This is a genomic window from Sphingomonas sp. MS122 (assembly GCF_049532975.1).
Classification (GTDB): domain Bacteria; phylum Pseudomonadota; class Alphaproteobacteria; order Sphingomonadales; family Sphingomonadaceae; genus Sphingomonas.
The window spans coordinates 3,021,094-3,034,199 of sequence record NZ_CP186695.1; the positions used below are offsets into that span (position 1 = coordinate 3,021,094).

A 13,106-nucleotide genomic window follows, 5' to 3' on the forward strand; every position below is an offset into this window, starting at 1 on the left:
AGGACGAAGCGAATGGCGACGGTCGAGAAGATGCCGATGCTGGCGGAAGGCTATGAGAAGCTCAACGAGCAGCTCAAGGCGCTGAAAGCCGAGCGTCCGCTGATCGTCGACGCGATCGAGGAAGCGCGCGCGCACGGCGATCTCTCGGAAAATGCCGAGTATCACGCCGCCAAGGAGCGCCAGGGCCAGATCGAGGCGTCGATCGCCGATATCGAGGACAAGCTCTCGCGCGCACAGATCATCGACCCGCGCGAGCTGTCGGGCGACCGCATCGTGTTCGGCGCGACCGTCACGCTGCTCGACGAAGACGACAAGTCGGTGAAGTACCAGATCGTCGGTCAGGCCGAGGCGGACGCCAAGACCGGCCGCATCAGCTACAACTCGCCGCTCGGCCGCGCGCTAATCGGCAAGAGCCTGGGCGACGAGGTCGAGGTGACCGTCCCCGCGGGCGACCGCTGGTACGAGGTCAACAAGATCGAGTTTATCTGATCAGTCGAGCGCGGACGGCCGGTCCCGTTCGCGCTTTACGCAGCACCGATTTCATCACTGTTTTCCGTCACCCTGAACTTGTTTCAGGGTCCATTTCTCCACAGGCGACGGAGTCGCTGGTGGCACGATGGATGCTGAAACAAGTTCAGCATGACGGTGTCTGGGCAGGATGTCGCCCGCGGTTACTCGATCTACGCCTCCAGGTCCGGCTCGAGCAGCCGGTGGAGGTGCACCACCACATATTTCATCTCGGCATCGTCGACCGTGCGCTGCGCCGCGCCGCGCCATGCCTTCTCGGCGCTGGCATAGTCGGGGAAGATGCCGACGACGTCGAGCTGGGTCGGATCCTGAAAGTCGAGCGTCATCGGGTCTTTCACGCGGCCGCCGAAGACGAGGTGCAGCTTGCTCATGGAAACTCCTGGGGATGAGATGTCCCAGTCGCCTTAGCGCGCACGCCGCACCGCGCTCAAGATAGGATCAGGCGATACCGCAGGATCAGGCGTCGGTCTTGGGCCGCGAGGCGTCCCTGGCCGCGGTGAAGGCGGTGCCGATGATCTTGCTGATCTGACCCTTGGCGGCGTCGCCCTTGGGCAGCAGCGCATCGATCTCGGCCTTGCCGGCGTCGCGCGCGGCCGCCGCGGCGGCGCTGGCGCCCTCGGCGATGCGCTTGCCCACCGGGCCGAGCAGTTCCTTCTCCTTGGCGAGCCGCGGCAACAGCGCCCCGATCACCACGCCCAGCGCGATCCCGCCCGCGACCAGCGCCAGCGGATTGTTCTCGATCGTCTCGCCCGCGCGTTCGCGGCGGCTGCGGGTCCCGTTGCTCTCGGTCATTTGCTCGATCCTTTCTTCGAAGCCTTCAAACTCTTGGGCACCGCCGCGGTTGCATGTTTCGCGCCGCTCCACAGCAGGCGGGCGAGCGGCTTGCGCGCCAGGAACAGCACGGCGAGCCCGGCGGCCGCCGCGATCGCCTTGGGACGCTTGCGCACCGTCTCGATCCCGTCGCGGACCAGGCCGCTCGCCACCGTCTCGACCGCGTCCTGCGCCAGCGTCACCGGGTTGAGCCTGGTCTGCATCTCGTCGAGCGTGCCGAACAGCCGCTGGCGGGCGCTCTGCGAGCGGGCGCGCGCCTCGACCAGGGGGACGGGAAGCTGGTCGTCGCTCATGGCGCATCCTTGGGACGGGTCGCGCGGTGGAAGCGGCGAAGCGCTGCCCGCGCGAACAATGCCGCGGCGCCGGCCGCGACGAGCACGACGATCAGCGTCGCGAATCCGGGGCCGACATAGGGGGTGAGGATCATCACCAGCCCGACGATCAGCGCGATCGCCGCAGCCTGGGCGAGCAGCAGCACGACGATCCCCAGCACCGCGGCTGCACGCGCATCGGCGAGCCGGTCGAGCGCCAGCGCGCGCCAATAGGCGATCTCCGCCTCGGCATAGGCGCGGCCGTCCGCGACGGCACGCCCGATCAGCGTGCCGATGCCCTCTTCGTCGTCCGGCTCGTGGCGCTCGTCCACCTGATCCCCCCGTTTCGGTGGTTACGCCTTGGTCTTGCCGTCGTCGGTGCCCTTGTCGGCAAGCTCGCCGGCGGCGTCGAGCCCCGACTTGAGCAGGCGCGCGAGCACGAATCCGACCCCGGCGGCGATGCCCACGGCGACCGCGGGGCTCTTGCGCACGAAATCACGCGCATCGTCGATCAGGTCGTCGACCTGCTTGCCGCGCAGCGATTCGGCGAGGTCCGAGAGCTGATCGGCCGCGGAGCGGGCATATTGGCCATATTGCTCCCCAAGCCGCTCGTCGACCGAGCCCGCCGCCTCGCGCATCATGTTCGAGAATTCGTCGAGCGCACCGGTCGCCTTCTCCTTGCCGGTATCGGCGAAGGCGCGCGCCTTGTCGCCGGCCTGGCTGGCGATCTTGCCGGCCTCGTCGCGGATCTTGTCCGCGGCGCCGCGCTTGCCCTCGACGCCGGCATTGCCGGTGTCCTTCACGGGATCGGCCACGACCAACGCGTCGCTCGCCGGATCCATGCTCTCGTCCTTGGGGAACGTCTTGTCAGCCATCGCTCTGAACCTCTTGCTGCCTTTTCCGGAACAACCACGGCGCGCGGGGAGGGTTCCCTTTACGTCACGAATTGCCCGGCGGCGGCGAACGGGATAGAGGCCCGCGCGACACCGACGCCTCCAAGTTAGGGAGACCATTTCGTGACCGCAATCATCGACATCCATGCCCGCCAGATTCTCGACAGCCGCGGCAACCCGACGGTGGAGGTCGATGTGTTGCTGGAAGACGGCAGTTTCGGCCGCGCCGCGGTGCCTTCGGGCGCCTCGACCGGTGCGCATGAGGCGGTCGAGAAGCGCGACGGCGACAAGAGCGTCTATCTCGGCAAGGGCGTGCTCGAAGCGGTCGAGGGCGTGAACGGCGAGATCGCCGAGGAGATCACCGGCCTCGACGCCGAGGACCAGGCCGATATCGACTATGCGATGATCGAGCTCGACGGGACGGAGAACAAGGGCCGGCTCGGCGCCAACGCGATCCTCGGCGTCAGCCTCGCGGTCGCCAAGGCGGCGGCGGATGCGCGCGGGCTGCCGCTTTACCGCTATGTCGGCGGCGTGTCGGCGCATGTCCTTCCGGTGCCGATGATGAACATCATCAATGGCGGCGAGCATGCCGACAACCCGATCGACTTCCAGGAATTCATGGTCATGCCGGTCGGCGCCGAGAGCCTGGCCGAAGCGGTGCGCTGCGGCGCCGAGATCTTCCACACGCTCAAGAAGAAGCTGCACGACAAGGGGCTGGCGACCGGCGTGGGCGACGAGGGCGGCTTCGCGCCGAACATCGCGAGCACGACCGAGGCGCTCGACTTCATCATGGCGAGCATCGAGGCGGCGGGCTACAAGCCGGGCGACGACGTCATGCTGGCGCTCGACTGTGCCGCGACCGAATATTATCGCGACGGTGCCTACAAGATGGTGGGCGAGGGCAAGACGCTGTCCTCCGCGGAGAATGCCGAGTTCCTCGCGGGCCTCGTGGCCAACTATCCCATCTTCTCGATCGAGGACGGAATGGCCGAGGACGATTGGGACGGCTGGAAGCTGCTGACCGAGAAGCTCGGCGGCAAGGTCCAGCTGGTCGGCGACGACCTGTTCGTGACCAACCCCACGCGGCTCAAGCGCGGCATCGAGGGCGGTTACGCCAACTCGCTGCTGGTCAAGGTCAACCAGATCGGCACGCTGACCGAGACGCTCGAGGCGGTGAGCCTGGCGCAGCGCGCGTCCTACACCGCGGTCATGTCGCACCGTTCGGGTGAGACCGAGGACGCGACGATCGCCGACCTCGCGGTCGCGACCAATTGCGGGCAGATCAAGACCGGGTCGCTCGCGCGCTCCGACCGGCTCGCCAAGTACAACCAGCTCATCCGCATCGAGGAGGAGCTGGGCGACGCTGCGGTCTATGCCGGGCGCTCGATCCTGCGCTAACCTATGCTAAGTTGCGGTATCGCAACGAAAATCTTTTGAGTATCTGCGGAACGCCCGCGCCCTCCCTTGGTTCTGGAACGAACCGAAGGAGGGCCGTATGGGCGAGACTTTGGAGACCGGGCGCGACGACGCTCCTCTCACCACATCGAAGCACCCGGACGCGGCGGTCGATGCCGCCACCGCTGCGCTGATCGACAAGCCTGGGCAGGGCGATGCCGACACGCTGGTCGGCCGCACGGTGACGATCAACCGCCCGCGCGCCGAGCTGTTCGCTTATTGGCGCGATTTCGCCAACCTCGCGACGTTCATGGACAATGTCGAGCGCGTGGACGTGCTCGATGGCCGGCGCTCGCGGTGGGTGGTGAAGGCGCCGGGCGACAAGACGGTCGAATGGACCGCCGTCATCACCGAGGAGCGCGACGGCGAGTTCATCGCCTGGGCGTCCGAGGAGGGCGCCGACGTCCCCAATAGCGGTCGGATCGATTTCCGCGACGCACAGGGCGATCGCGGCACGATCGTCACCGCGACGATCCTTTACGACCCGCCCGCCGGGATCATCGGCAAGGTGATCGCCAAGATGTTCCAGCGCGAGCCCGCGATCCAGGCGCGCCGTGACCTCAGGCGCTTCAAGCAGCTCATGGAAACCGGCGAGATCGCCACCGGCGCGCGCAATCGCCGCCTTCAGCAAGAGGGGAAGAACTGATGCGCGCCTTGGCCTGGCACGGAAAGCACGACGTGCGCGTCGACACGGTCGACGACCCCGAGATCCTCAACCCGCGCGACGCGATCATCAAGGTCACCTCGACCGCGATCTGCGGCTCGGACCTCCACCTCTATGACGGTTACATCCCGACGATGATGGCCGGCGACATCCTCGGCCATGAGTTCATGGGCGAGGTGGTCGAAGTCGGGCCCAAGTCGACGCTCAAGAAGGGGCAGCGCGTGGTGGTGCCGTTCACCATCTCCTGCGGTGCGTGCTTCCATTGCGGCAAGCATCAATATTCGGCGTGCGACAACGCGCTCCCCGCCGACAATCAGGACATCGCGCAGGAACTGTACGGCCAGCCGATGAGCGGGCTGTTTGGCTACAGCCACATGACCGGCGGCTATTCGGGCGGACAGGCGGAATATGTCCGCGTGCCGTTCAGCGATGTCGGACCGATCGTGGTGCCGGACGGGGTCGAGGACGAGAAGGTGCTGTTCCTCTCCGACATCCTCCCCACCGGCTGGATGGCGGCGGAGAATGCCGGGATCGAGCCGGGCGATACCGTCGCGGTGTGGGGCTGCGGGCCGGTCGGGCTATTCGCGGTGCAGTCGGCGCTGCTGATGGGCGCGGAGCGCGTCATCGCGATCGATCATTTTCCACGTCGGCTCGAACTCGCGAGGAAGTTTGGCGCGGAGACGATCAACTTCGAGGAGACCGCGACCTACGAAGCGCTGATGGAGATGACCGGCGGGATCGGACCCGATGCGGTGATCGATGCCGTCGGGCTCGAGGCGCACGGCTTCTTCGTCGACAACGTCATCGACCAGATCAAGGCGTCGACCTTCCTCGGCACCGACCGCATCCATGCGATCCGCCAGGCGATCCTGGCATGCCGCAAGGGCGGGCGGGTATCGATGCCGGCGGTTTATGGCGGGTTCGTCGACAAGTTTCCGCTCGGCGCGTTCATGGAGAAGGGGCTGACGCTCAAGACCGGACAGACCCACGTCCAGCATTATATGCCTGGGCTGCTCAACGCGATCATGGAGGACAGGATCGATACGACCTTCCTGATCAGTCACACCCTCCCGCTCGAGGAGGCGCCGGCGGGCTACAAGATGTTCCACGACAACCAGAATGAGGTGACCAAGGTCGTGCTCAAGCCCGGCCTGGCGCCGGCGGCGGAGTAAGGCGGGTGGCGAACAGGCTAGCGGTCGTGACCGGCGCGTCGACGGGGATCGGGTTCGAGTTGGCGCATATCGCGGCGCGGCAAGGCTGCGACCTGATCGTGGTCGCGAACGAGCCGCTGATCGCAGCGGCGGCCGAGGATTTCCGGCAGTTCGGCACGCAGGTGGAATCGGTCGAGGCCGATCTTTCCACGATCGAAGGCGTCGACCGGCTGTTGGACGCGGCAGGCGTGCGATCGATCGACTTGCTGTTCGCCAATGCCGGGGTCGGGAGAGGCGGCGCGTTTCTCGAGCAGGACGTCGCCAGCTGGCGGCACTCGATCGATACCAACGTCACCGGCACCGTCTATCTCATCCAGAAGGTGCTCAGGGACATGGTCGCGCGCGGTGAGGGCAAGGTCCTGGTGACCGGCTCGATCGCCGGCTACATCCCCGGCAGCTTCAATGCGATCTACAACGCGACCAAGGCGTTCATCGACAATTTCGCCGAAGCTCTGCGCAACGAGATCAAGGATGTGGCAGGGGTCACGCTCACCACGCTGATGCCGGGACCGACCGACACCGAGTTCTTCGCGCGCGCGGGCATGCTCGATACGCAGATCGGCCAGGACGACGGCAAGGCCGATCCGGCCAAGGTCGCGCAGGACGGCTGGGACGCGCTGATGGCGGGCAAGGGGCACCTCGTCTCCGGCTTCGCCAACAAGGTGCAGGTCGCTGGCGCCGGCGTCGTGCCGCAAGCGGCGCTCGCCGAGATGCATCGCAAGCAGGCAGAGCCCGGCAGCGGCAACGTCTGAGTTCATGGTTGATCGGCGATTCGCTTTGCGCGAGAAGGCACGCATGGCGCGTTCGACATCCTTCAAGGCGATCCTGAGCCGCGCGGGGCTTCCCGCGGTCGCGATCATCTTCATGGGCTTCTTCGCCTATTCGGCGGTGCTGGGCCCCAATGGGATGCTCACCTATGGCGACTACAAGCGCCAGCTCGCCGTGAAGCACGCCGAGCTCGCCAAGCTCGAGAAGGCGCGCGCGGAGCTGCGCAACCGCGTGAAGCTGCTCGACCAGAAGGGCGCCGATCCCGACATGGTCGACGAGTTGACGCGCAAGAAACTCAACGTCGTCCACCCCGACGAGGTGATCGTTCCGCTCGATTGAGGGCGGGCGGCGACCGCCTCGCTGCCTTACGCGCGCGTCATCATTGCGCCTGGGCTGCGAACCGGCCTATAGGGCCGCTTCCATCTCTCCCCAGGATGAGGGTCATCGTGGCAAAAGCGCCGGCAAAGAGCCGTAAAGTAGAACCAGCTGCAACTAATCGCGAACGTCCAAACGAACCGGAGCGGTACAAAGCCTCGAAAGAGCAATTGCTGGAATTCTACCGCCAGATGCTGCTCATCCGTCGCTTCGAGGAGAAGGCGGGACAGCTCTACGGCCTCGGCTTCATCGGCGGCTTCTGCCACCTCTATATCGGCCAGGAAGCGGTCGCGGTCGGCCTGCAGTCGGCGCTCGACGGCGACAAGGATTCGGTGATTACCGGCTATCGCGACCATGGCCACATGCTCGCCTATGGCATCGATCCCAAGGAGATCATGGCCGAGCTGACCGGTCGCGCGGCGGGCATCAGCCGCGGCAAGGGCGGGTCGATGCACATGTTCTCGACCGAGAAGAAGTTCTACGGCGGCCACGGCATCGTCGGCGCGCAGGTCTCGCTCGGCACCGGCCTCGCCTTCGCGCACAAATATAACGAGGACGGCGGCGTCGCGATGGCCTATTTCGGCGACGGCGCGGCCAATCAGGGCCAGGTGTACGAGAGCTTCAACATGGCCGAGCTGTGGAAGCTCCCGATCATCTACGTGATCGAGAACAACCAGTACGCGATGGGCACCAGCGTCAACCGCTCCTCGGCGGAGGACCAGCTCTATCGCCGCGGCGAAAGCTTCCGCATCCCCGGCATCCAGGTCGACGGCATGGACGTGCTCGCCTGCCGCGGCGCGGCCGAGGAGGCGCTGGCGTGGGTGCGCGCGGGCAAGGGGCCGATCATCCTCGAGATGAAGACCTATCGCTATCGCGGCCACTCGATGTCCGATCCCGCCAAATACCGCTCGCGCGACGAGGTCCAGGCGGTGCGCGACAACAGCGATCCGATCGAGGGCGTCAAGAAGGAGCTCGAGGCCGCGGGCGTCAAGGAAGACCAGCTCAAGGCGATCGAGGCCGAGATCCGCAAAGCGGTGAACGAAGCCGCCGATTTCGCCGAGCAGACGCCGGAGCCCGATCCGGCCGAACTTTATACCGACGTACTGGTGGGGACTTACTGAGATGGCGATCGAGCTCAAGATGCCGGCGCTCTCGCCGACGATGGAAGAGGGCACGCTCGCCAAGTGGCTGGTGAAGGAAGGCGACACAGTGAAGTCGGGCGACATCCTCGCCGAGATCGAGACCGACAAGGCGACGATGGAATTCGAGGCCGTCGACGAAGGCACGATCGCGTCGATCCTGGTGGCCGAGGGCACCGACGGCGTGAAGGTCGGCACCGTGATCGCGACGATCGCGGCAGAAGGCGAAGAGGGGGGCGAGGACGCCTCGACCCCGGCGCCCGCGCCTGCACCTGCCGCTCAGGCCGAGGCGCCAGCGCAGGCGCAGAAGGCGGCCGAGTCCGAAGCCGGCGAAGATGGCGGCCCCAAGAAGGCCGACAGCGGCACCAAGCAGCTCGCCAGCGACAAGGCGGCGACCGTGGCCGATCCGGAAGTCCCGGCGGGCACCGAGATGGTCAAGACCACGGTCCGCGAGGCGTTGCGCGACGCCATGGCCGAGGAAATGCGCGCCGATGCGCGCGTCTTCGTGATGGGCGAGGAAGTCGCCGAGTATCAGGGCGCCTACAAGGTCACCCAGGGCCTGCTCGACGAGTTCGGCGCCAAGCGCGTGATCGACACGCCGATCACCGAATACGGCTTTGCCGGCGTCGGCACCGGCGCGGCGATGGGCGGATTGAAGCCGATCATCGAGTTCATGACGTTCAACTTCGCCATGCAGGCGATCGATCACATCATCAACTCGGCGGCCAAGACCAACTATATGTCCGGCGGTCAGATGCGCTGCCCGATCGTGTTCCGCGGTCCCAACGGCGCGGCGAGCCGCGTCGCGGCGCAGCACTCGCAGAATTACGGCCCGTGGTATGCCAGCGTGCCGGGCCTGATCGTGATCGCGCCTTATGACGCGGCCGATGCCAAGGGCCTGCTCAAGGCCGCGATCCGCAGCGAGGACCCGGTCGTGTTCCTCGAGAACGAGCTGATGTACGGCCGCACCTTCGACGTGCCCAAGCTCGACGACTGGGTGCTCCCGATCGGCAAGGCGCGCATCGTGCGCCCGGGCAAGGACGTGACGATCGTGAGCTATTCGATCGGCGTCGGCGTCGCGCTCGAGGCGGCGGAGACGCTGGCGGGCGAGGGGATCGACGCCGAGGTGATCGACCTGCGCACGCTGCGTCCGCTCGACAAGGCGACGGTGCTGGAGAGCCTCAAGAAGACCAACCGCATGGTGGTGGTCGAGGAAGGTTGGCCGGTCTGCTCGATCGCGTCGGAGATCGTGACGATCGCGATGGAAGAGGGTTTCGACGATCTCGACGCCCCCGTCGTGCGCGTCGCGAACGAGGACGTGCCGCTGCCCTATGCCGCCAACCTCGAGAAGCTGGCGCTGATCACCGCGGACAAGGTGGTCGCGGGCGTGAAGAAGGTAACTTACCGCTGAAATCCCTGACCCCTCCCTTCGGGGAGGGGCTCAGCTGCAGTTCGACGCGGTGACCCCGGCTTCCTGATAGACGCCATTGGTGCCGCCGGTGGTGTCGCGGGCGTCGCGCACCATCATCGACGCGATCTCGTTGATTTCGCTCGTCGGTGACAGTGAAGACTTGATCAGCGGCTGATATTGGTAACGCACCTCCACGAACATCGCGACGCCGCGGGGCGGCGCGATCACCTGGCGGCCGGCGGGTCCGACGCCGTCGACGAGCGTCGCTGACGTGGGATTGCCGTAGCTCGACGTCCAGGTCGTCTTGTTGCCTTTGCAGCGCTGCCAGCGAATCCGGTATTTGTTCGCCGTCGTTGCATGGGGCTCGACGCTGGAGATGATCACGCGCCCGTTGGTGAACAGCTTCAGCTCGCCTGACTGGAAATCGGCGCCGGCGAGCAGGTCGTTGATGTCGCTTTCGTAGATCTTCTTCGATTCGAGCTGGCTGCCCGAACCGATACGGGCGGCGTTGTCGGCCAGCTGCAACGCGATCTGGCTGATGCGCATCTTGGTGATGATGTAGTTGGTGAGCTCGGCGCCGGTGAGGCTCATCAGCAGCACGACCGGCATGCCGAAGGCGAACTCGAGGAGCGCCAGTCCACTCGTGTCGCGGCCGAGCCGGCGCCCGCTGTTGCCGATCAGGGTCAGGAAGGGCTTCACGGGCAATTCCTCACGGTGGGCGCGCCCTGGTCGCCATAGGGCTGGTTGCGCAGGACCGTCGATGCGCTGATCCTGGTCGTGTTGGAGCCGCCGATCACATTATAGACCGGGAAGAAACGGGGATAGCTGACCGTCGCCGTGTAGAGCACCGCATCCTTGGCGCCGCCCTGGCTGAGATTGCCGCCGCTGGAGTCCCAGCGGCTGTTGCCGTTGGTGTCCTCATAGGGCTCGCCCGGCGTGCCGCCTTGCGGGCCGTCGCAGGTTCCGTTGCCGTTGGTGTCGGTCCAGGGCTCGAATTGCGACGCCACCACATGCTCGTACTTGCGGTACCATTGCCGCGAAATCGTCACCGTGCCGTTGTTGGCAAGCGCCTTCACCTGCTTCCGCACCTTGTCGTCGAGCGCGTCCTGCGTCGCGGTGGTAAGGCCGGATTCGAGCGTCAGGTCGCGTGCCGCCTTTTGCACCACGCCCTGCAGCGCGGCGCGCATGTACAGCGTGTGCGCCACGTCGAACGTCGCGAGCAGCGTGAAGCCCAGCACCGGCGCGACGATCGCGAACTCGACGATCGTGGCGCCGCGCTCGTCGCGGGCGAGCGCGCGAAGGCGATGCGCGGCGCGGCTCATTTGGTCAGCCTCAGCTGCGAGATCTGGTCGGCGATCGACTTGAACGTCGCCTGGAGCGCGGAGCCATCCGAGGCCGAGAAATAGCGACCTTCGGAGGCGCATGCTTCGAGGCGATCCTGCGTCGCCTGGCTCTGTCCCTCGCCGAAGTTGATCACCCACAGGGTGATGTTCTTGTTCCGCACCCACTGGCAGATCGCGAGGAAGCGGAGGTTCACCTGCTCGTCCAGCTGTGCCTTGGTGGGGTTCTCGGGCGTCTGGCGATGATCGAAGAAGGGCAGGCCATAAGCGGCATAGTCGCCGGCGTTCGCGTTGGTGTCGCCGTCGGTCATGAAGATCATGTGCCGCTCGATCTCGCCGCCATTGGGCGTGGTCTGGTTCTCGCTCCCGAAGATTCCGGTCGGCGATATCAGGCGCGCGCCCCAGATGATGCCGATGTCGTGATAGGTGTTGCCGTCCGGATCGAGCGAGTTGACATAGCCCTGGAACGTCGTCGGGTCGTTCCAGGCCTGCAGCTTGCGTGCCTCGGTGGGACAGAAGAAGGTTGAGCGGTTGGCGTAGTCCGTGGTCGACGCCGGAATCGGGTCGGTGGACCAACCGTAGGTATTCCCGCTCGTCCAGATGTTGCCGTCATAGTTGGTGCCGCTGGTAGTGCCGCGCGTGAATATCAGGCGCGGCAGCGCTGGCCTCCAGCGCGATTCGTCGCTGTTGGGCACCATGTCGATGTCGAGGTCGAGGGCTTCCGACGGAATCGGGTCGAAGTCGGTGGTATCGTTCGGCGTGTCGCGCTCCTCGATACACCCGGCCCAGGTGATGGTGGCTGCCGGGATATCCTTGCCGCCAATGCCGTTCACCGGATCGGCGATTGAAGTCGTGTTGGGATCAGTCAGCGAGCTTGGCATGGTGAAGCTGCTGTTCCAGCTGCTGCCGCCGGCCTTGAGCCCCCTCACGTCGATTTCGAACGGCCCATAGTCCCAAGACGCGAACTTTTCCTCATAATAGGTGGTGGTCGTCGTCTTCTTGCGGCGGCAGCTCTTCCTGTTGTCGCTGCCACCGGTCGACCTGTCGGGCGCGTTGCCCCAGCTCTCGGTCGAGTTCGACCCCGACGTCCAACCCCATTCGCCGTTCGCGCCGCCATTGGTGGCCGACCCGTCGCTCGGAAAGCTCGCCTCGACCGTTGGCGCAGGGGCGGGGCCGCCCGAGCTGGCCGGGGTCGGAGTGAAGGAGCCAAAGGCCTGGTTGTTCATGAACAGGAGGCAGTCGCTCTGGGTAAGCGAACCGCCGCCATAGCTTTCCCAGCGTGTCTCGGTCTTCTGGGGCGGCACGGCCAGGTCGGGCCTGCGGGTCTGATACGACCAACGGTCCACCAGATAGTCGTTGGGCAGGAGCTTGCCCACGTTCACATTGGTCGAATAGGGCACGAAACCGAAGCGGATCTGCACCTGGTTGCCGGTGCCCCCGCTCGGCTCGTCACCCTCGCAATCGGCATCGGGCACGTCGAGTCGGGCGACGATCTGATAGAAGCACTTCACCGCCTTGCGCAGCGCGGCGATGCGCGAATTCGCGTCGCCGTTGCAGCTTGTATCGCCGTTCGGGCAAAAGTTCATCGACCCGGTGGTATCGAGCACGAACATCACGTCGGTGTTCGGCAGCCGCATCTCGGCGTCGCAGGTGACGGTGAGCGTTTCGTCAGTCTTGCCGAAGATGCGCATCAGCGTCATCGGCACGACCGCACGGGCATTCCCGGTGACCTTGCCTGCGCTTTCGGTGAAGCTGCGCCGTGTCGCCGGCTCTTCGAGCTTGGTCCCGTATGCGTTGGGATTGAAGTTCGCGTCGAAGAAACGCTCGGCCTCGCCGCGCGCGGCATAGGTGTTCGCGGACCAGCTGCCGCCGCCCATCATCTTGCGGCCCGCAAGCGCGCCGGCGTCGCAGGCATGTTGCAGGCGCGTCTTGACGATGTACATGCGGCTGATGTCCACGCCGCCGCCCACCATGCCCGCCAGCGGAATGATCGATGCTGCGATGATTGCGAGCGTGTTGCCGCGCGTGTCGCGGGCAAGTGATGTCAGCCATGTGCGTGCGCTGTGCGCTGCCTCTGCGCAACTGGTCATCGATGCCTCGTCCCCCGTTCCATCGGGTGCCATGGCTCAGGTGCGGCTAACGCGCGCTGAAAGCGCATGGTTAACGCCGCGTCTACGCTG

General features: G+C 65.9%; 16 protein-coding genes. 8 read left to right on the plus strand and 8 right to left on the minus strand.

Going from position 1 to position 13,106, the window contains the following annotated elements:
* Positions 1 to 12 precede the first annotated feature (12 nt).
* On the plus strand, positions 13 to 489 hold the full coding sequence (gene greA / locus ACO227_RS14600) for a transcription elongation factor GreA (RefSeq protein WP_423602642.1): 477 nt from the start codon (positions 13 to 15) through the stop codon (positions 487 to 489).
* Between the two features lie 191 nt (positions 490 to 680).
* Here the strand turns inward: greA and ACO227_RS14605 are convergent, their stop codons facing one another.
* The 5 genes from ACO227_RS14605 to ACO227_RS14625 all read right to left on the minus strand — a co-directional run bounded on the left by ACO227_RS14605 (position 681) and on the right by ACO227_RS14625 (position 2,545).
* The gene (locus ACO227_RS14605) at positions 681 to 899 is read right to left on the minus strand and encodes a DUF4170 domain-containing protein (RefSeq protein ID WP_423602643.1); all 219 of its coding nucleotides are present in this window, start codon (positions 897 to 899) and stop codon (positions 681 to 683) included.
* An 85-nt stretch (positions 900 to 984) separates the two neighbouring features.
* Complete coding sequence (locus tag ACO227_RS14610; protein ID WP_423602645.1) at positions 985 to 1,320, minus strand: hypothetical protein; 336 nt, start codon at positions 1,318 to 1,320, stop codon at positions 985 to 987.
* On the minus strand, positions 1,317 to 1,652 hold the full coding sequence (locus ACO227_RS14615) for a hypothetical protein (protein WP_423602647.1): 336 nt from the start codon (positions 1,650 to 1,652) through the stop codon (positions 1,317 to 1,319). Before ACO227_RS14615 ends, ACO227_RS14610 begins: the two co-directional genes overlap by 4 nt.
* Positions 1,649 to 2,002: a hypothetical protein gene (locus tag ACO227_RS14620; protein WP_423602648.1), complete on the minus strand. Its 354-nt coding sequence runs from the start codon at positions 2,000 to 2,002 to the stop codon at positions 1,649 to 1,651. The genes ACO227_RS14615 and ACO227_RS14620 overlap by 4 nt, the downstream gene beginning before the upstream one ends.
* A gap of 21 nt (positions 2,003 to 2,023) precedes the next feature.
* Positions 2,024 to 2,545 (minus strand): hypothetical protein, encoded by a 522-nt coding sequence (locus tag ACO227_RS14625; RefSeq protein WP_423602649.1) that lies wholly within the window; start codon positions 2,543 to 2,545, stop codon positions 2,024 to 2,026.
* A 141-nt stretch (positions 2,546 to 2,686) separates the two neighbouring features.
* On the opposite strand from ACO227_RS14625, the gene eno reads away from it, so the two are divergent.
* The 7 genes from eno to ACO227_RS14660 all read left to right on the plus strand — a co-directional run bounded on the left by eno (position 2,687) and on the right by ACO227_RS14660 (position 9,586).
* Entirely contained in the window at positions 2,687 to 3,961 is a 1,275-nt protein-coding gene (eno, locus tag ACO227_RS14630; RefSeq protein WP_423602651.1) for a phosphopyruvate hydratase, read from the plus strand.
* Between the two features lie 97 nt (positions 3,962 to 4,058).
* Positions 4,059 to 4,664 (plus strand): SRPBCC family protein, encoded by a 606-nt coding sequence (locus ACO227_RS14635; protein ID WP_423602653.1) that lies wholly within the window; start codon positions 4,059 to 4,061, stop codon positions 4,662 to 4,664.
* Positions 4,664 to 5,854 (plus strand): zinc-dependent alcohol dehydrogenase, encoded by a 1,191-nt coding sequence (locus ACO227_RS14640; RefSeq protein WP_423602655.1) that lies wholly within the window; start codon positions 4,664 to 4,666, stop codon positions 5,852 to 5,854. Before ACO227_RS14635 ends, ACO227_RS14640 begins: the two co-directional genes overlap by 1 nt.
* 5 nt (positions 5,855 to 5,859) lie before the next feature.
* The gene (locus ACO227_RS14645) at positions 5,860 to 6,645 is read left to right on the plus strand and encodes an SDR family NAD(P)-dependent oxidoreductase (protein WP_423602657.1); all 786 of its coding nucleotides are present in this window, start codon (positions 5,860 to 5,862) and stop codon (positions 6,643 to 6,645) included.
* A gap of 43 nt (positions 6,646 to 6,688) precedes the next feature.
* Positions 6,689 to 7,000 carry an FtsB family cell division protein gene (locus tag ACO227_RS14650; protein WP_423602659.1) on the plus strand — a complete coding sequence of 104 codons (312 nt, stop codon included), beginning with the start codon at positions 6,689 to 6,691 and terminating at the stop codon, positions 6,998 to 7,000.
* 95 nt (positions 7,001 to 7,095) lie between these two features.
* Complete coding sequence (gene pdhA, locus ACO227_RS14655; protein WP_423602660.1) at positions 7,096 to 8,157, plus strand: pyruvate dehydrogenase (acetyl-transferring) E1 component subunit alpha; 1,062 nt, start codon at positions 7,096 to 7,098, stop codon at positions 8,155 to 8,157.
* Position 8,158: 1 nt separating this feature from the next.
* The gene (locus ACO227_RS14660; protein WP_423602662.1) at positions 8,159 to 9,586 is read left to right on the plus strand and encodes a pyruvate dehydrogenase complex E1 component subunit beta; all 1,428 of its coding nucleotides are present in this window, start codon (positions 8,159 to 8,161) and stop codon (positions 9,584 to 9,586) included.
* A gap of 30 nt (positions 9,587 to 9,616) precedes the next feature.
* Here ACO227_RS14660 and ACO227_RS14665 read toward each other — a convergent pair whose 3' ends face one another.
* From ACO227_RS14665 to ACO227_RS14675, 3 genes are read right to left on the minus strand one after another with little or no spacing between them, the layout of a single operon-like run.
* Positions 9,617 to 10,285 (minus strand): TadE/TadG family type IV pilus assembly protein, encoded by a 669-nt coding sequence (locus tag ACO227_RS14665; protein ID WP_423602664.1) that lies wholly within the window; start codon positions 10,283 to 10,285, stop codon positions 9,617 to 9,619.
* Positions 10,282 to 10,908 carry a TadE/TadG family type IV pilus assembly protein gene (locus ACO227_RS14670; protein ID WP_423602665.1) on the minus strand — a complete coding sequence of 209 codons (627 nt, stop codon included), beginning with the start codon at positions 10,906 to 10,908 and terminating at the stop codon, positions 10,282 to 10,284. Before ACO227_RS14670 ends, ACO227_RS14665 begins: the two co-directional genes overlap by 4 nt.
* Entirely contained in the window at positions 10,905 to 13,016 is a 2,112-nt protein-coding gene (locus tag ACO227_RS14675; protein WP_423602666.1) for a TadE/TadG family type IV pilus assembly protein, read from the minus strand. The genes ACO227_RS14670 and ACO227_RS14675 overlap by 4 nt, the downstream gene beginning before the upstream one ends.
* Positions 13,017 to 13,106: the final 90 nt, after the last annotated feature.